This is a genomic window from Nonomuraea sp. CA-141351 (assembly GCF_050944675.1).
Taxonomy (GTDB): Bacteria; Actinomycetota; Actinomycetes; order Streptosporangiales; family Streptosporangiaceae; genus Nonomuraea.
In genome coordinates, this window is sequence record NZ_CP191982.1 from 8197464 (window position 1) to 8215199 (window position 17736).

Consider the following 17736-nt stretch of genomic DNA (forward strand, 5'->3'; position numbering starts at 1 on the left):
CGGGGGGTGCTGGTGATGGAAGGGGAGTTCTATCGGCCGGACGACGGTCGGTGCCTCACCTGAGGTGTCCGCGTCCGTATCGGGCGGTGAGCTGGTCGCCGAGGATCCCGATGTTGATGATCAACAGCGACAACGCGACGCCGGGCAGAGCCGAGATCCACCAGGCGCTTTCGAGGTACTGCTTACCGTTCGCGATGGTCTGCCCCCAGGACACCGCTGAGTTGGGCAGGCCGATGCCGAGGAAGCTGAGCCCGGCTTCGGCCAGCACGACGAGAGCGAACTCCAGCGTCGCCAGGGCGACCACCGGACCGGCCGTGAGCGGCAGGATGTGCCGCACCAGGATGGACGCCGGCCGCACGCCGAGGACGCGGGCCGCGTCGATCCAGGCCCGCTCCCGCATCGACAGGGCAACGCCGCGGGTGACCCGCGCGAACGAGATCCAGGCCGTCGCGGAGAGCGCGATCACCACCACCAGGACGCTGCGCTGGAAGGCGCCCGCGATCACGATGGTCAGCAGGATCGCCGGGAAGGCGAGCAGAATGTCGATGCCGCGGGCGAGCACCGTGTCCAGCCAGCCGCCCACGTAGCCGGCGACGACGCCGATGGCCACGCCGATCACGCAGCACACGACGACCGTCGAGACACCGATGATCATCGACGTGCGGGCGCCGTAGACGACCTGGGCGAGGACGTCACGGCCCAGGCCGTCGGTCCCGAGCCATGCGATCCCGCCAGACGCGAGCTGCGATCCCGGGCTGAGCAGCCGGTCGTCGAGAGAGACCCGCACCGGGTTGTAGTCGAGGAGCAGCGGACCCACCCCGCCGACCACGACGTACAGGGCGAGCACGGCGTACGGGATGCGGCTGAACCACCGCCCGCCCGCCGCACGCCGGTGGCCGGTGTCCGGGCGGGCACCGCCGGGCTGGACGTCGACCACCGCCGTCATGTCGCACCGTCCAGTTTGATGCGCGGATCGAGCTGGGAGTACAGCAGGTCGGCGGCGAGGTTGAACAGCATCACGATGCCCGCGATCAGAAAGGTGGCCGCCTGCACGACCGCGTAGTCGCGGTTGGAGACCGCGTCCACCACCAGCGTGCCGAGCCCGGGCCAGGCGAAGACGTTCTCGACCACGACCGCGCCGCCCATCAGGCCGCCCATGTGCAGCCCCACGATGGTCACCACGGGGATGAGCGAGTTGCGCAGCGCGTGGCCGACCAGCACCTGCTGCTCGGTGAGGCCTTTGGACCGGGCCGTCTGGATGTACGGCTCGCGCATCGTCTCCGCGACGCTGCTTCTGGTCAGGCGGGCCACGATGGCGGTGAACGGCAGCGCCAGCGTGAACGCCGGCAGGACCAGGTGCGCCGGCGAGCCGGCCCCCGCACTGGGCAGCATGCGGAACGCCAGCGCGAAGACGAGGATCAGCATGATGCCCACCCAGAAGGTGGGGAACGACTGCAGGGCGATGGTGCCCGCGGTGACCACCCGATCGACGGCGCCACCCGGACGCCCGCCGGCCAGCAGTCCCAGCACGAGGCCGAGGCACACGGCGATGAGGGTGGAGGCGAGCATCAGGTCGGCGGTCGCGGGCAGGCGCTCGAACACCTCCGACATCGCCGGCCGGCCGAGCCGGTAGGAGTCACCGAAATGCAACCGGGCCACGTCGCCGAGGTAGCTGAGGTACTGAGTGAGCACCGGCCGGTCGAGTCCGAGTCTCGCGGTGAGCTCACCCACCTGCTCCCGGCTCGCCTCCGGGCCCAGCAGGATCGTCGCCGGATCTCCTGGGGCGACCCGGACGATGAGGAAAATGAGGGAGGCGGCTCCCCACATCACCAGCACGCCCACGAGCAGCCGCTTGGCGATGACCCGGATCATGTGGGCTTCCTTGGCTTCGTCACTGCTCTCTCCTTGGTGGGGCCACGGTCGCGCCCGGCATGAGGGGGCACTCGACGTTTTCTCTGCGGGCGTCCGGCTCGGGTGTCTCCAGCAACCGCACCAGCAGGTGGGTGGCCCGCCGGCCCATCTGCTCGCGTGGGACCACCAGGCCGGTCCAGGGCGTGTCGGTGCGGCGCGCGCCGGTGGAGTCACCCAGCACGACGATGCTCAGGTCGTCCGGGACCGCCATTTCGTGCCCCTGCGCGCACGCCAGGAGCTCCTCCGCCAGGAGGACCTGCTCCGCCACCACGGCGGTGATGCCGCCATGCCGGATCTCCGCGAGCAGGCCAGGCACGTCGTCGGCGGAGTCCAGCGTCCACACCGGACCGGTGAGCCGTCTGGCCTCCCCCGCGGGCATCGCTCGCCGGAACCCCTTCTCCCGGTCCCGGCTGGGCTGCGCGTCGCCGTCTCCGATGCGGGCGTATGCGACACGCCGGTGCCCGAGCTCGAACAGCCGTTCAGTGAGCTGACGGGTCGCTCCGGCGTAGTCGGCCGCCACATAGGAGACCGGCGCTCCGGACACCTCCCGGTGTCCTACGTAGACGAACGGGTAGCCGGTGTCGCGCAGCCGTTCGACCTCCTCGACATTCGGGTCGCGCCCGAGCAGCAGCGCGCCATCCGCGAGCGACAGCCGGGTCGCCCCGTCGCGGAAGAGCTGCCGCTCGCCGCCGACGCTGGTGAACATCAGGAGGTCGTATCCGAGCTCCGCGGCCGCCTGCTCCATGCCGAGCAGGAACGGGAAGTAGAAGTCGACGCTGGTCGTCGGGAAGACCGGTTCGAAGGTGTACACCCCGATGATCTTGTTCTGACCGCCGGCGAGGGACCGGGCCGACGCGTTGGCGACATAGCCCCACTCGCGGATCGCCGCCAGCACTCGCTCTCGGGTCGTCGGACTGATCCGGACGTCGTCCCGCTCGTTCAGCACGAGCGAGACCGTGGCCTGGCTGACCCCCGCGAGGCGCGCGATGTCGGCCTGCGTCGGCCTTCGCACCGGTCCGCGACTCATCCGAGCCTCCCGCTAATGCGCCTAACAACGGTGGACGCAAAGTCTTGCTCTCGACTCTGTGAGATGTCAATGGAACTGGGCCAAGTCGCTGCCGAGAGGAGGATCGGTAACGGATCCGAAATACTAATGCCTATTAGCATCTGGCGCTCCGGGCAGATCGCCGGTACCGTCCGGAGGGCTCGCCTAGGGAGGTCCCATGGCCACCGTTGCCGACCCGCCCGACCATCAGGTCGCCGGGGTGATCATCCCGCTCGTCACCGCGCTCGACCGGTACGGGCGGCCCGACCCACCGTCCGTCCGGCCGCTGCTGGCTCACCTCGCGACCGGCGGCGTCACCACGCTGATGCTGGCCGGCACCAACGGCGAGGGCCCGCTGCTGCCCGCCGACGCCGTCCGGACGTACGCGGCGGAGGTGTCCGCCATGTGGCGCGAACTGGCCGGGGCGTCCGCCCGGATCATGGTGGGCGCCGCCGGCGCGGGCACCCGGGAGACCTTGCAGCGCATGGAGTGCCTCGACGACCTCGACCTGGACGCCGTCGTCGTGCTCGCGCCGTCCTACTTCCGGCATACCGAACGCGAACTGCACGCGCACTTCCGCGACGCCGCCCACCACGGCCGGCCCATCGTTGTCTACAACAGTCCCGGGTACACCGGTAACCCCATCCCCGTGTCCGTGGTGCGCCGCCTGCTCGACGAGCCGGCCGTCGTCGGTTTGAAGGACAGCTCGGGGGATGCCGCCCTGTTCGCGCAGTTCTGCGCCCTGGCCCGGGAACGCCCCGCCTTCCAGGTGGCCCAGGGCGCCGAACGACAACTCGCCGACGGGCTGCGTCTGGGGGCTGCCGGTCTGGTGCCGGGCGTGGGCATGCTCGCGCCGGCTCTCTGCGTCGACCTCCTCAAGGCCGGCCGCGGCGGAGACCACGCCGCCGCGACGGCACGGCAGCACGACGTCGCCCGGCTGGCCGCACTCTTCGGGATCCGGCCGGGGGCCAGTGGTGTGGTCGTGATCAAGACCGCGCTACACCTGCTGGGCCTCTGCCCGCCCCACGCCTCTGCGCCGTTCCTGCCCCTCACCGAAACCGAGCTCACCGACCTGCGCGCCGCGCTGGCCCGCCTCCACGACCTCGTCCGACCACTCGATCCGCAACCCAGGTAAGCACCCCCCACCCAGTCCTGTCCTCAGGAAGTCCCCCCGAGGAGAGTCGCATGACCATGCCCATCAGCCGGCGGACGTTCGCTCTCGGGCTCGCCGCAGGCGCCGCCACGACCGCCCTGCCCTCCCCCGCCGCGGCCTCCACGGCCCCAGCCGCACCGTTCTTCGCGGAGACCACCCTGTGGGACTCGGCCGTGGACCCGCTGGCCAGCTACCACGTGTACGGCCTGGCCGTACTGCCCGACGACACGATCCTGGCCTGTACCGAAGGCCGGCACGAGGTGTGCGACGCCGGACCGCACGACCTGCTCGTCCGCCGCAGCACCGACGGGGGCCAGACCTGGAGCCCCTCCCAGGCTGTGGAGCTCTCCGTCGACGGCCAGTGCTGGTCCAACCCCACCTTCGTGGTGGACCGTGTGACGGGTGAGGTGTTCCTGTTCCACGGGCTCTGCGTGAAGTTGCCGGAGAACACCAGTTGCTCCGCCGACTCCAGCACGGTGTACGTCATCTCGAGCAAGGACGGCGGCGTCACCTGGAGCGAGCGGCGCAGCCTGGACGGGCTCTTCGACCACTTCACGTACAACTGGGCGATGCACGGCCCGGGGCCCGGTCACGGCATCCAGCTCGACTCGGGCCGGCTGCTCCTCACCGTCTCCCACCGGACCATCATCACCGGTGTCCCCACCGCCGATCGCCACTACGGCGCCTCGACCGTCTACAGCGATGACCACGGCCGCACGTGGCAGGCCGGTGGCGAGGTGCCGATGGGAGAGGGCTATCCCGTCGTAGGGGAGGCCAGGCTGGTGCAGCGCGAGGACGGCACGGTGGTGATGAACAGCCGGCCCGGTTCGGGCAACGACTGGCCGCGGGACATCGCGGTCAGCGAGGACGATGGTTTGACCTGGTCGCCGCCCAGAATGGACTTCAGCCCCGGACTCTTCAACGGCTGCGACACCGGTCTCATCCGCTACACCGGCGGGCCGCGCAGCCGAGCCGTCAACCGCGTGCTGTTCAGCCGGCCCGACTCTCCGATGCGCTGGAACATGACCGTCGCGGTGAGCTACGACGAAGGCCACTCCTTCAGATACAGCCGCTCCGTCAACCCGGGCCGGGGGTATTACTCGGATCTGGCGTGCCTGTCCGACGGCACCATCGTGCTCCTCTACGGCTGCGACGGCGACCTCGACGGCACACCGCGGCGCGTGGCCGCCGCCCGGTTCAACCTGGAGTGGCTGACGCAGGGCCGCGACAGCCTGGCCACCGGCCCGAGGCTGACCGAGACGACGCACGACCTGGGTCATCCGGCAACGCGTGCCCGCCGGTCAGGCGGGACGGTGTCAGTGGTACGCGAGGCCACCGCGCGCGGCGGCGCCCGCGCGGCCTTCGCCCCCGCCGCGGCCGGCGACTTCATCGAGTACCCCTTCGTCGTCGCCCGCGGCGGCGAGCACGAATTATGGCTGCGCTACTACAGGTCCGCGGACGGGGGCCTCATGGCGGTGACCGTGGACGGGAAGACTCCACGCAACTCCACGTCGGATCTGACGGCGTTCCGCGGCGACGGCTACGACGTCGTTCTCCTGGATCGGATGGGGTTGCGGCCCGGCCCGCACACCATCCGCTTCACGCTGGCCGGCGCCGGCCGAGGTGGCGGCACGGCCATCTCCCTCGATCAGCTGAGCCTCATCCGGGCAGCCACCGCACCGGACATCCGCGAGGAGGTCACCGTCGACAACGGCGGGCTCGGCTTCGACGTCACCGGCTCCTGGCCGAGCAGCAGGGGCGTCACCGGGTACTACGGATTCAACTACCTGACGCACGCGCGCGGCACCGGCGGCAACGTCGCGCGGTGGCGGCCGGCGCTCCCGGGCGACGATCGATACGAGGTGCTCGTCTCCTACTCGGCCGACGCCAACCGGGCCACGAACGCCACGTACGTCGTCCACCACGCCGAAGGCGCGACTCCGGTGGCCGTCAACCAGCGGGTACGCGGTGTGCCCGACGTCCGCATGGGTGAATGGACGTCTTTGGGCACCTTCTCCTTCCGAGCCGGCCTCGAGGGATATGTCGAGCTCAGCGACGCGGCTGACGGTGTGGTCATCGCCGACGCCGTCCGGTTCCGCCGGCAGGCGCCGGCATGACGGCCATACCGAGCTCTACCGCCGCCGTGGCGTTGCGCCCGCTGCCGCCCTCGGCCGCCCGCGTGCTCGGCGGGTTCTGGGCCCGGCGGCTGGACGCCAACCGCGGTGCGATCCCACTTGGGCATGAACGGCTGGTCGAAGCGGGCAACATCGGCAATCTCCGGATCGCCGCGGGCGAGGTCACCGGTACGGCCCAGGGTGCGAGCTTCCGTGACTCCGATGTCTACAAATGGCTGGAGGCGGTCGCCTGGGAGTACGCGCGCAGCCCCGGCGAAAGACTGCTGGACCACCTGCTCGAACTCAGCCGTACGATCGCGGCGGCGCAACGCGAAGACGGGTACCTCAACTCCGCCATCCAGGTCCGCGGCGAGGAACGGTACGCGCGGCTGTGGATGAGCCACGAGCACTATTGCGCGGGTCACCTGATCCAGGCGGCCGTGGCCGCGGCCCGGGCAACCGGCCGGACGCAGCTGCTGCGGGTCGCCACCCGGCTGGCCGACCATCTCGCCGACACGTTCGGAACCGACCGGCGCGGCGAGCTGGACGGGCACCCCGTGGTGGAGATGGCTCTCGTCGAGCTCTATCGGCAGACGGGTGTGCGACGGTACCTGGACCTGGCTCGTCACTTCGTCGAGGCCCGCGGACACGGCCGTGCCGGCAAACCGGGCTTCGACCCCTCCCACTACGGCGACCCCGCCCACTACTCCGACCGGCTGCCCGTACGCGAGGCGGGAACGGTGGAGGGGCACGCCGTGCGCGCCGTCTACCTCGCGGCGGGCGCCACCGACGTCGCCATCGAGACCGGCGACGCCGAACTGCTGGCGGCGGTGCGCCGGCAGTACGACGCGATGCGCCGCCAGAAGCAGCACGTCACCGGCGCCATCGGCGCACGCTGGGATGGCGAGGCGTTCGGCGAGGCGTACGAGTTGCCGCCCGATCGGGCGTACGCGGAGACATGCGCCGGAATCGGGGCGATGCAGTGGGCGTGGCGGCTGCTGCTGGCCACCGGCGAATCCGCGTACGCCGACCAGATCGAGCTGCTGCTGTACAACGCCCTGCTGCCCGCGGTGTCGCTGACCGGGGCGGACTACTTCTACGTCAACACGCTTCACCGGCGGACCGGCGCACGGGGTGATGTGCAGCGGTCACCGGCGCACGGCCGCCGCCCATGGTTCAACTGCGCGTGCTGCCCTCCCAACGTGATGCGTACTCTGGCCGGCCTCCCCGCGTACCTGGCGACCGGCGGGGAGGACGGGCTCCAGGTGCACCTGTATGCCCAGAGCACGCTGACCTCTGGTGGCCTCACCGTGGACATCGACACCGAGTACCCATGGGACGGCCTGGTCACGGTGACCGTACGCGAGGCGCCCCGGCGGGAGGTGGAACTGGCGCTGCGCGTACCGGACTGGGCAGAAGGATCCTCCGTGGATGACAAGCCGGTGACGCCGGGCGGCTACGCCCGCATCCGCCGGGTGTTCCAGGCGGGAGATCGGGTGCTGCTGCGGATGCCCATGCCCGTTCGGCTCCTGGTGGCCGACGACCGGATCGATGCGACACGAGGGTGTGTCGCCGTCGCCCGTGGGCCGCTGGTCTACGCGATCGAACAGCCCGACCAACCGTCCGGCGTCGTGCTGGAGGACATCCGCATCGACACCACCACGCCGCCGCGGCCCGAACACCGGCCGGACCTCTTCGACGGCGTGACCGTGCTCCGAGCCGGCGGCGCGCTCACGCAGGGACCTGCCGAGTCCCCCTACCGGCCCTTCGGGCAGCCGGTCCCGCCGGCGCGGTCCACGGACATCACGCTGATCCCTTACTACGCCTGGGCCAACCGCGGCCCGCACGCCATGCGGGTGTGGATCCCCCGGCTGACGACATGAAGGAACACATGACGAACTACGCCCGTATCCAGGCCTCGCTCGCCCGAGGCTGGAACACCTGGGACACGCGGAGCGTGCTCTCCCACGTCCTCCTCCCCGACGCCCTGGGCCTGTCCCTCGGCCTGAAGGAGTACTACCGGGGCACATCGCTGCGCGCCGCCCAGATCGGCCGCCGCACCGAGGGCGCGGAGACCGTCACCCTGGGCCGGCACGCCCACGACGGCGGCTACACCGAGACGACCGTGACGTGGGCGGGCATCACGGTCCGGGTGCAGAGCGCGCACGCGGGCGACGACCTGGTCGTGCTGGTGACACCCACCGCCAACCAGCGTAGGAGCGCGCTGCTGACCGCCGGCGTCGCCTACCTGTGGAACCGGCCCGGCTCCGTCACCCGCGAGGGCGACCGGATCACCGCCGAAGGGCCCGGCGGAACCGTCCAGGTCTTCTGCACGGCTCCGCACGTCGACGACCCCTACACCGACATCGACGGGCCGTACCTGGCGATGGAGCTGACCGGCGCCGTCGGGATCAGCACCGGCCGCGCCCGCGACCTGACGGAGATCGCGGAGATCGTCGCCCGCGCCTCCACCGAGATCGGGACGGCCGGCACCGATCCCCTGGCGCAGCACCGCGAGATCGTCAGGGACGCCATATCCTGGAACACGATCTACGAACCCTCGCGGTCCCGCGTGATCACGACCGTCAGCCGGCTCTGGAACGTCGGCAAGCGCGGCGGCTACGCCCTGTTCTGCTGGGACGCGTTCTTCAACGCGCTGCTGGCGGGCGTGTCGAGCAAGGAGCTCGCCTACGTCAACACGGTCGAGATGCTGCGGGCCCTGACGCCGGAGGGGTTCGTCCCCAACGTCGAGCAGGGCACCGGCCGCAAGACCTACGACGGGTCCCAGCCGCCGGTGGGCTCGCTGGTGACCCGCGAGCTCTACCGCAGGTTCGGCGAGCGGTGGTTCCTGGAGGAGACGTTCGAGCCGCTGCTGTCCTGGAACCGCTGGTGGTGGCGGGTGCGCCGGGACGGCGACCTGCTGTGCGCGGGCTCCACGTACTTCGACGCCGAGTTTCCCTCGCCGCAGGACGTCCCCCGCATCCACCAGCACTTCGGCGCGACCTGCGAGACCGGCTGGGACGCGCACCCCGTCTTCGACGACGTGCCCTTCGACCAGGCCAAGAGCCTGCTCGCCGCCCACGACGTGGGGCTGAACAGCCTGTACGCGGCCGACTGCGAGGCGCTCGCCGACATCGCCGGCATCCTCGGCGACCGGGAGGCCGCGGCGGAGCTGCACGAGCGGCACGCGGCCGTCGTCGAGGCGATGGAATCCCTGTGGGACGAGCCGAGCGGCATCTACCGCAGCAGGCGCACCGACACCGGGCTCCCGACCGAGCGGTTGTCCACGATGAGCTTCTACCCCCTGCTGGCCGGCGTCGGCGAGGGGGAACGGACCCGGCGAATGGTGTCCGGGCATCTGATGACCGACGACGGCTTCGGCGGCGAATGGCTGCTGCCGACCGAGCCCCGCAGCGAGCCGGTCGACGTGGGAGAAGGCAGCTACTGGGCGGGACGGGCGTGGCCGCCGGTGAACTTCCTCGTCTACCTGGGACTGCTGCGCGCCGGGGAACTGCCGGCGGCCGCGTGGCTCGCCGAAGGCAGCTCCCGGCTCGTGCTGAAGGAATGGAACCAGCACCGCCACGTGCACGAGAACTACTCCAGCATCCACGGCGGCGCGTGCGACAAGCCGAACAGCGAGCCGTTCCAGACCTGGGGCGCGCTGCTGAGCCTCATCGTCCTCATGGAACGCGGCGAGGTCGGCTTCTTCGAGAAGGGTGATGTGATTTGACCAGCGCCGAGGCCGACGTCCTGGTGGTCGGGGGCGGGATGGGCGGGGTCGCCGCGGCGCTGGCGGCGCTGCGGCGCGGCCGCACCGTCGTGCTCACCGAGGAGACCGACTGGCTGGGCGGACAGCTCACCAGCCAGGGCGTGCCGCCGGACGAGCACCCGTGGATCGAGCAGTTCGGCGCGACCCGCTCCTACCGCAGGCTGCGCGAGGCGATCCGCGACCACTACCGCACCTGGTACCCGCTGACCAGGCAGTCCCTCGAGACGCCCGACCTCAACCCGGGGCGCGGAACGGTCAGCAGGCTCTGCTGCGAGCCGCGGGTGGCCGCGGCGGTGCTGGCCGCCATGGTCGGCCCCTACCTCTCCGCCGGGCGGCTGACGATCCGCTACCTGCACCGGCCGGTGGCCGCCGACGTGGACGGCGACCGGGTGACCGGAGTGACCTTCGCGGGCCCTGACGACGAGCCGTTCCATGTCCGCGCGCCGTACGTGCTCGACGCCACCGAGCTGGGCGATCTGCTGCCGCTGGCCGGGATCGAGCACGTCACCGGCTTCGAGTCAGCGGGGGAGACCGGCGAGCCCAGCGCCCCCGCGCAGGCCCAGCCGGCGAACATGCAGGCGTTCTCCTGGGTCTTCGCCATCGAGCACCGCGCCGGCGAGGACCACACCATCGACAAGCCCGACGAGTACGCCTTCTGGCGCGACTACCGGCCGCCGTTCTGGCCGGACCGGCTGCTCAGCCTCGTCGCCCCCGACCCGCGCACGCTGGAGCCCGCGCCGCGCACATTCGTGCCGAACGCCTCCTCCGGGTCGGTCGTCGCCGACCAGAGCCGCGACCCGGGCGACAAGGACCTGTGGGTGTTCCGGCGCGTCCTGTGCCGGGAGGTGTTCGAGCCCGGCTTCGCGGCCAGCGACGTCGTCATCGTCAACTGGCCGCAGATCGACTACCTGCCCGGCCCGCTGATCGGAGTCCCCGACGACGAGCGGGCCCGGCATCTCCGGGGCGCCAGGGACCAGGCGCTCAGCATGCTGTACTGGCTGCAGACCGAGGCGCCGCGGCCCGACGGCGGCACCGGCTGGCCGGGGCTGCGGCTGCGCCCCGACGTCATGGGGACCGCCGACGGCCTGGCCAAGAGCCCCTACATCCGCGAGTCGCGGCGCATCCGCGCCCGCCGCACGATCGTGGAGCACGACCTGTCGCTGGCGGTGCGCGGCGAGCACGGCGCGGTCGCCTACCACGACACCGTGGGCATCGGGATGTACCGCATCGATCTGCACCCCTCCACCGGCGGCGACAACTACATCGACGTGGCGAGCTGCCCGTTCCAGATCCCCCTGGGCGCGCTGCTGCCGATACGCGTGCGCAACGTGCTGGCCGCCGGGAAGAACCTCGGCACCACGCACATCACCAACGGCTGCTATCGCCTGCACCCGGTGGAGTGGAACGTCGGCGAGGCGGCCGGCGCCTTGGCGGCGTACTGCCTGCGGAACCGGCTCGAACCGGCGCAGGTCCACGAGGACCCCGCCGTGCTCGAACGGTTCCAGGCCGAGCTGGTCGCCGACGGTTTCGAGCTGGCCTGGCCCCAGGTGCGGGGGTACTGACGGCGGTCGGGGCTGCTCGACGGGGGTGCGGGGATTATTTGTCCGGACTTCCAGGCTTACGTGCGCGTTCATGGTTCGGTTAGTGTGAGCCGATGTGATCACGAGGTGTTCTCTCCCCGTTCGTGGCTCGCCACCGCGGTCATCGGCACGGTGCTCAGCACAGCCGTCGCCGTCCCGGCAGCCGCAGCCCCCTCCCCCGCCAGGGTCACCGATCCCGTAAGCCATGTCGACCCGCTGATCGGATCGGCCAACGGCGGCAACACCTACCCTGGCGCCGTCCTGCCGTTCGGGATGCTCTCGTGGAGCCCGACCAACACGTCGGGCGACCAGACCAACGCCGCCGGCGCCAACGGCTACTCCTACAACACGCCCCGCGTGAGGGGCTTCGCGCTCACGCACGTCAACGGCGCGGGCTGCCATCCGGGGGCCGCGGGGGACGTCCCGATCCTGCCGTTCGCCGGCGAGGTCACGTCGTCGCCGACCGCGGACACGACCGACGCGATCTACTCGAGCACCTTCAGCCACGACAACGAGAGCGCGCGGCCCGGCCGGTACACGGTCACGCTGGACTCCGGCGTCAAGACCGACCTCGCGGTCACGACCCGCGCGGGCGTGGGCGAGTTCACCTTCCCCAAGGGCTCACCCGCCAGCCTGCTGTTCCGGGTGTCCAACTCGCTCAACGGCAGCGAGGACGCCGAGATCACGATCGACCCCGCCACCCGTACGGTCACCGGCTCGGTGCTGACCGGCGCGTTCTGCGGCCGCCGGGCCAACGGCGGCGTCAACAACCGCAAGAGCTACTACCGGCTGCACTTCGCCGCCTCGTTCGACCGCGCCTTCTCCGGCACCGGCACCTGGGTGAACGGCGACCTGCGCCCCGGCACGACGACGGCGAGCGGCGGCGAGGGCTACGCCACGGGCGCCGACCGCGCGGGCCGCGGCTCCGGCGGGTACGTCACCTTCGCCGACACCGACGTCCGCATGAAGGTCGGCATCTCCTACACCAGCCTGGCGGCGGCCAAGCAGAACCTCGCCAAGGAGATCTCCCTGCGGGACGACGTCGCGTCCGTGGCCGGCAGGGCCACCCGCACGTGGAACGACCGGCTCCGCTCGGTCGAGGTGGCCGGTGGCTCCGCGGACCTGCTGACCACGTTCTACACGGCGATGTACCACTCCTACCTGCAGCCCAACGTGACCAGCGACGTCGCGGGCACCTACCTCGGCAGCGACCAGAAGGTGCACGGGCTGGCCCGCGGGCAGGGCGCCCAGTACGGCAACTTCTCCGGCTGGGACCAGTACCGCGCGCACACCCAGCTCCTGGCGCTGCTCGAACCACAGGTCGCCGGCGACTACGCCCAGTCCCTGTACAACCTGGCGCAGCAGAACGGCGGCGTCTGGGACCGCTGGGTGCACGTCAACGGCCCCACCCACGTGATGACCGGCGACCCGTCGGCCCCCGCGCTCGCCGGCTTCTACGCGCTCGGCGTGCGCGACTTCGACGTACGCGGAGCCTTCGACTCCCTGGTGAAGCAGGCGACCGTGCCGCACCCGTCCGGCCTGTCCGACAAGGGGTGCCCGGGGCAGTGCGAGGGCCAGCGCCCGAACCTGGCCGAGTACCTGCGGCTCGGCTACGCGCCCCAGGACACCTGCCACTGCTGGGGCGGCGCGGCGGAGACGCTCGAGGACGCGACCGCCGACTTCGCGCTCGCGGACTGGGCAGGGCGGCTCGGCCGCGACGCGGAGCACGACCTGCTGATGCCGCGGGCGAGCTGGTGGCGCAGCACCTTCAACCCGTCGGCCGGCCAGGAGGGCGGCTACCAGCAGGCGCGCAAGGCCGACGGCACCTGGCTGTGGCCGTTCTCGGCGACCTCCGACGCCGGTTTCGCCCAGGGCACCAGCGCCACCTACACCTGGATGGTCCAGCACGACGTGTCCGGGCTGGCCGCCGCCATGGGCGGCAGGCAGCAGGCGGCCAAGCGGCTCGACACGTTCTTCCACCGCGCCGACGGCTCGTGGGCGACCGGCGGCGACGGCTTCCGCTACGACCCGACGAACGAGCCCGGCATCCACATCCCGTGGCTCTACAACGCGCTGGGTCAGCCGTGGAAGACCCAGGAGACGGTGCGCGCGATGGCGTCCCTCGTGTACAAGACCGGCCCCGGCGGCCTGCCCGGCAACGACGACCTCGGCACCATGTCCGCCTGGTACGTCTTCGCCGCGCTCGGCATGTACCCCCAGACGCCGAGCCGGGCCGAGATGCTGCTGTCCAGCCCCATGTTCCCGAAGGCCTGGATCAAGCGCGGCAACGGCCGCACGATCACGGTGAGCGCCCCGCAGGCCGCCCCCGAGGCCGTCTACATCCAGGACGTGAAGGTCAACGGCAAGGCGTACACCCGCTCCTGGCTCCCCGAGTCCCTGCTCAACAAGGGCGGCGACGTCCTGGTGAACGTCGGCGCCACCCCCGGCACCTCGTGGGCGACCGGATCCGGCGACCTCCCCGTCGACCGCGTCCCCGCCGCCGACGTCCCGATCCCGAACCTGCCCGCCGCGTGCGAGCCGTCCGGCTCCTCCTGCGCCCAGAAACTCCAGTACGACGTGGACGGCGTGGCCACCACCGACGCCAAGCCCCAGGGCAACCTGGACGGCAAGGGCTGGAGCTTCCCCGCCGAGCAGCTGCCCGAGCCGGGCATGCGCACCGTGTCGGGCCGCGCCTATCTGATCCCGGAGACCAAGGGCACGGCGGGCAACTTCCACAGCCTGCGCGGCCAGCGCACCTACCTCACGCCGGGCCGCTACCAGGCCCTCGACCTGCTGGTCACCGCCGTGAACGGCGACCAGCAGACCGAGCTCACGATCACCTACGCGGACGGCACGACCTCCACGGCTCCGCTCAAGGTGACCGACTGGGCGAGCCCGTCACCCCGCTTCGGCGAGGAGGCGGCGATCACGGCCGGCACCCGCTACAACATCAACAACACCGCCGACGGCCGCAAGGTGAACGTCTGGCGGGTGTCGGTACCCGCCGACGCGGCCCGGGAGGCGGTCTCGTTCACCAGCCCCGCGGTGCCCAACATCAAGATCTTCGCACTGACCGCCCGCACATCGAACGAGGACGAAAAGCGATGAGACGAACCTTCTTCACCGCCGCACTGGTGGCCACGACTGTCGCGGCCGTACTGAGCGCACCGCCCGCCATGGCGGACGCGAACGGCCGGGACGTGCGGCTCCGGGTGGCCACGTACAACATCCACGCGGGCGCCGGGCAGGACGGCCGCTTCGACGTCGCGCGTCAGGTGGAGGCGATGCGCGCGCTGAACGCCGACGTCATCGCCCTGCAGGAGGTGGACGTCCACTGGGGCGCCCGCAGCGAGTGGCGCGACCTGGCCTCGGAGCTCGCCACCGCCCTGGGCATGCGGGTCTTCTTCGGCCCGATCTACGATCTCGACCCGCCGGCGGACGGCGAACCCCGCAGGCAGTACGGCAACGCGATCCTGACCAGATATCCGGTCCTGTACTCGCAGAACCACTCGATCACCCGGTTGTCGACCCAGACGCCGAACCCGGTGCCCGAGCCCGCGCCGGGCTTCCCCGAGGTCGTGGTCAACGCCAAGGGAGCCCACGTGCACGTGTACGGCACCCACCTGGACTACCGCTCGGATCCCGCGGTCCGGCAGCTCCAGGTGGCCGACACCCTCAAGATCATGGCCGAGCGCGGGGGCCAGGACCCGCAAGTCCTGCTCGGCGACTTCAACGCCCGCCCCGACGCGCCCGAGCTCGCCCCGCTGTGGACCGAGCTCACCGACGCCATGGCGGGGAAGCCCGATCTGACCTATCCGGCCGAGGCGCCCGACAGGCGCATCGACTACGTGGCGGTCTCCCGCTCGGTGAGCGTCCGCGCCACGCAGGTCCCGCACACCCCGGCCTCCGACCACCTCCCCGTCGTCGCCGACATCACGGTCAAACGGGGCCGATGAACCACTGACCACGCGGGGCGGGACGGCGAATTCGTCGCCGAGCCCGCCCTGCCGTGGATCAGGTTGCCGGCTCCCACTCGGACAGGCCGCCCGCCCCGGCGGACCTGCCCGACCTGTGCGAATCGCAGCCGGCTCCCGCCCCGACGCCGCGACCGGTGACGCCGACTTCTATGACGCCCCGCGGCCGCCCGACAGATGTTCCCCTAACAGCGCGAAGAACGTGTCACCGCGGACGATCTCGAACGGGTCCGCCAGGAGACCTGCGAGCTCGGCGATGTCGGACGGCGTCCAGTTCCAGGCGTTGACCGCGCAGGCGATGAACAGCGGCTCACCCCCGTCCCATCCCTCGATCCGCCGCACCAGCGTGTCCCGGTACTCCTGCGCCTTGCCCTGCGGCGAGAAGTTCCCGATCACGGGCAGGCCCGCCGGGTCGATCAGCAGGTCGCCGGTCTCCCACGACTGGATGATGCCGCGCACCGGAGTGTCGCGCCGGTACGCGGCGGCGATGCGCTCGTCGAAGGCCACCCAGCCGTCGCCATCGGGCTTGCGGTGGTTGTAGCCGTAGACGAGATCCATGCCGGTGCGGCGCAGGAAACGGCCGGTGAGCTGTGTGTACGCGGCCAGCGCCGCCGCCGGCCACGACCCCGGATAGGTGTAGCCGGCGCCGGACGGGCCGGCGACGAGCAGGTCGTCGGCGGTGGCCGTGCGCTGGTAGTACGCCAGCAGAGCGGGCCCGATGTCGGCCAGCAGCGGGCTGACCGTCCAGTTGACCGGCACGCCGCCGCGCTTGGGGTCGTCCCAGATCTCGCGCATCCGGCGCTGGCAGTACTGGATGTTGTCGCCCTCGCCGATGGTGAGCGTGAGGTAGACGCGGTTGCGCAGCCTGGCCGGCGGTCGCGGTCGCACCCGGTCGGAGATCTCGGCGGAGACCCCGGCGTGGACGGTGGCGTTCATGTAGTAGTCGGCGGGGACCACCTCGACGCCGTGCTGGGACGCCCGGTCGACGCCGCCCCACTCGCCTGCCACGTCGTTGGAGAACCAGCCCGCGTACGGGGTGGCGGGCTCTACCCGGCCGAAGATCTCGTCGAGCAGCTCACCGGTCCCGCCGGTGGGCGGCAACCAGAAGACCATGGCCCGGGTCGCCACCGCGTAGTCGCGGAAGTAGGGGAACGGCTCGACCCGGGTGGGGGCGGTGGTGGCGGCGGTGACCAGGTACTGGTTCCACAGGTCCACCTCGACGAGCAGTTGCCGGGCGCCGGCGGGGGCGGTGAAGCGGTAGACGAAGTAGTTGCCGCCGTCGGCGAAGCGGTTGTCGTCGCCGCCGATGGCGGAGTTGAGTCCGTCGAAGAGGTAGGGGGCCTCGGCGTCCGTGCCGGGGGTGAACGCCGCGATCTGTGTCCCGTCCGCGCTCACCTTCACCGAGCCCACCGACGCGCCCCAGCCGTCGTCGCCGAGCGAGTCCTGGAAGCGCAGATAGACGCCGTCCTGGGCGGTCGGCAGCTCCTGGCTCAGGTCGAACGTGCGCACCGCCCGGTTGGAGGAGTCGCGGACACGCTCGGTCTCTCGCGCGAGCTCGCGCCACTGCACGCCGTCCACCCGCACGGTCCTGGTGGGCGGGAGCCCGGCGAGCAGGGTGTGGGTGCAGCGGGGGAACAGCTGGTCGAGTTGCCAGCGGTACGTGGCCAGGACGTCGGCGGGGTCGAAGCGGCCACGCAGGTCCACGACAGTCCGAAGGCCGTGCGCGGCGGCCTGCTCGGCGGTGGCGGCGACGGCGCTCTCCAGGCCGGCCAGGGTGGTGGCGACGTTGACCGAGTCGGGGACGTCCGGGTCGTGCAGGATCGCACCGCGTACCTCGGCGCGGTAGCGGGCGACCAGGTCGAGGGGGCGGTCGTGGCGCGTGACCGCTGCGCCGGTGCTGGACAGCCAGCGCTGGTCGTAGCCGGCGGCGTCGTAGTTGAAGTAGAGGCGCGGGCGGCGGCGGTTGACGACGCCCTGGAGGGTGGTCAGGAGCAACTGGTCGTTGCCGTGGAGGGTGCTGATGTCGGCGAAGTCGAGGTGGGAGGGACGGCCGAAGTTCGGAAGGAGGGGGGCGGTGGGGCTGGTTCTCGCGGCGGCGGGGCCCTGGAGGGTGAGGCCGAGACCGCCGGCCGCGAGGACCACGCCGTTCGCCCGGAGGAAACTGCGTCGTGACACCATCAACGATCTCCG

Annotated in this window: 11 protein-coding genes; 7 read left to right on the forward strand and 4 right to left on the reverse strand. The window is 71.4% G+C overall.

Translation table 11 applies throughout. The annotated features are described in order from the left end of the window. Positions 1-55: 55 nt before the first annotated feature. Genes ACQPWU_RS38670 through ACQPWU_RS38680 form a run of 3 tightly spaced genes read right to left on the reverse strand, consistent with a single transcriptional unit; the run spans position 56 to position 2938 of the window. A complete protein-coding gene (locus ACQPWU_RS38670; RefSeq protein ID WP_433430527.1) occupies positions 56-946 on the reverse strand; it encodes an ABC transporter permease in 891 nt (296 codons plus the stop codon). Then, complete coding sequence (locus ACQPWU_RS38675; protein ID WP_433430529.1) at positions 943-1872, reverse strand: ABC transporter permease; 930 nt, start codon at positions 1870-1872, stop codon at positions 943-945. The genes ACQPWU_RS38670 and ACQPWU_RS38675 overlap by 4 nt, the downstream gene beginning before the upstream one ends. A gap of 19 nt (positions 1873-1891) precedes the next feature. Further along, entirely contained in the window at positions 1892-2938 is a 1047-nt protein-coding gene (locus ACQPWU_RS38680) for a LacI family DNA-binding transcriptional regulator (RefSeq protein WP_433430531.1), read from the reverse strand. Positions 2939-3134: 196 nt separating this feature from the next. Here ACQPWU_RS38680 and ACQPWU_RS38685 point away from each other — a divergent pair, with 196 nt between their 5' ends. The 7 genes from ACQPWU_RS38685 to ACQPWU_RS38715 all read left to right on the forward strand — a co-directional run bounded on the left by ACQPWU_RS38685 (position 3135) and on the right by ACQPWU_RS38715 (position 15528). Then, positions 3135-4091 carry a dihydrodipicolinate synthase family protein gene (locus ACQPWU_RS38685; protein ID WP_433430534.1) on the forward strand — a complete coding sequence of 319 codons (957 nt, stop codon included), beginning with the start codon at positions 3135-3137 and terminating at the stop codon, positions 4089-4091. 50 nt (positions 4092-4141) lie between these two features. Next, a complete protein-coding gene (locus ACQPWU_RS38690; RefSeq protein WP_433430536.1) occupies positions 4142-6226 on the forward strand; it encodes an exo-alpha-sialidase in 2085 nt (694 codons plus the stop codon). Beyond that, positions 6223-8106: a glycoside hydrolase family 127 protein gene (locus tag ACQPWU_RS38695; protein WP_433430537.1), complete on the forward strand. Its 1884-nt coding sequence runs from the start codon at positions 6223-6225 to the stop codon at positions 8104-8106. The genes ACQPWU_RS38690 and ACQPWU_RS38695 overlap by 4 nt, the downstream gene beginning before the upstream one ends. 8 nt (positions 8107-8114) lie before the next feature. Further along, positions 8115-9953 carry an MGH1-like glycoside hydrolase domain-containing protein gene (locus ACQPWU_RS38700; protein ID WP_433430539.1) on the forward strand — a complete coding sequence of 613 codons (1839 nt, stop codon included), beginning with the start codon at positions 8115-8117 and terminating at the stop codon, positions 9951-9953. After that, positions 9950-11554, forward strand: coding sequence for an FAD-dependent oxidoreductase (locus ACQPWU_RS38705; RefSeq protein WP_433430541.1), 1605 nt, complete (start codon positions 9950-9952; stop codon positions 11552-11554). The genes ACQPWU_RS38700 and ACQPWU_RS38705 overlap by 4 nt, the downstream gene beginning before the upstream one ends. An 84-nt stretch (positions 11555-11638) precedes the next feature. Next, entirely contained in the window at positions 11639-14680 is a 3042-nt protein-coding gene (locus ACQPWU_RS38710) for a GH92 family glycosyl hydrolase (RefSeq protein WP_433430543.1), read from the forward strand. Next, positions 14677-15528 carry an endonuclease/exonuclease/phosphatase family protein gene (locus tag ACQPWU_RS38715; protein WP_433430545.1) on the forward strand — a complete coding sequence of 284 codons (852 nt, stop codon included), beginning with the start codon at positions 14677-14679 and terminating at the stop codon, positions 15526-15528. Before ACQPWU_RS38710 ends, ACQPWU_RS38715 begins: the two co-directional genes overlap by 4 nt. Before the next feature lie 168 nt (positions 15529-15696). Here ACQPWU_RS38715 and ACQPWU_RS38720 read toward each other — a convergent pair whose 3' ends face one another. Then, the gene (locus ACQPWU_RS38720) at positions 15697-17724 is read right to left on the reverse strand and encodes a GxGYxYP domain-containing protein (protein ID WP_433430546.1); all 2028 of its coding nucleotides are present in this window, start codon (positions 17722-17724) and stop codon (positions 15697-15699) included. Positions 17725-17736: the final 12 nt, after the last annotated feature.

What these genes read in the sequence shown, in the direction of transcription:
- ACQPWU_RS38670 (WP_433430527.1), bottom strand. Translation starts at nt 946, where the DNA reads ATGACGGCGGTGGTCGACGTCCAGCCCGGCGGTGCCCGCCCGGACACC.
- ACQPWU_RS38675 (WP_433430529.1), bottom strand. Translation starts at nt 1,872, where the DNA reads ATGATCCGGGTCATCGCCAAGCGGCTGCTCGTGGGCGTGCTGGTGATG.
- ACQPWU_RS38680 (WP_433430531.1), bottom strand. Translation starts at nt 2,938, where the DNA reads ATGAGTCGCGGACCGGTGCGAAGGCCGACGCAGGCCGACATCGCGCGC.
- ACQPWU_RS38685 (WP_433430534.1), top strand. Translation starts at nt 3,135, where the DNA reads ATGGCCACCGTTGCCGACCCGCCCGACCATCAGGTCGCCGGGGTGATC.
- ACQPWU_RS38690 (WP_433430536.1), top strand. Translation starts at nt 4,142, where the DNA reads ATGACCATGCCCATCAGCCGGCGGACGTTCGCTCTCGGGCTCGCCGCA.
- ACQPWU_RS38695 (WP_433430537.1), top strand. Translation starts at nt 6,223, where the DNA reads ATGACGGCCATACCGAGCTCTACCGCCGCCGTGGCGTTGCGCCCGCTG.
- ACQPWU_RS38700 (WP_433430539.1), top strand. Translation starts at nt 8,115, where the DNA reads ATGACGAACTACGCCCGTATCCAGGCCTCGCTCGCCCGAGGCTGGAAC.
- ACQPWU_RS38715 (WP_433430545.1), top strand. Translation starts at nt 14,677, where the DNA reads ATGAGACGAACCTTCTTCACCGCCGCACTGGTGGCCACGACTGTCGCG.
- ACQPWU_RS38720 (WP_433430546.1), bottom strand. Translation starts at nt 17,724, where the DNA reads ATGGTGTCACGACGCAGTTTCCTCCGGGCGAACGGCGTGGTCCTCGCG.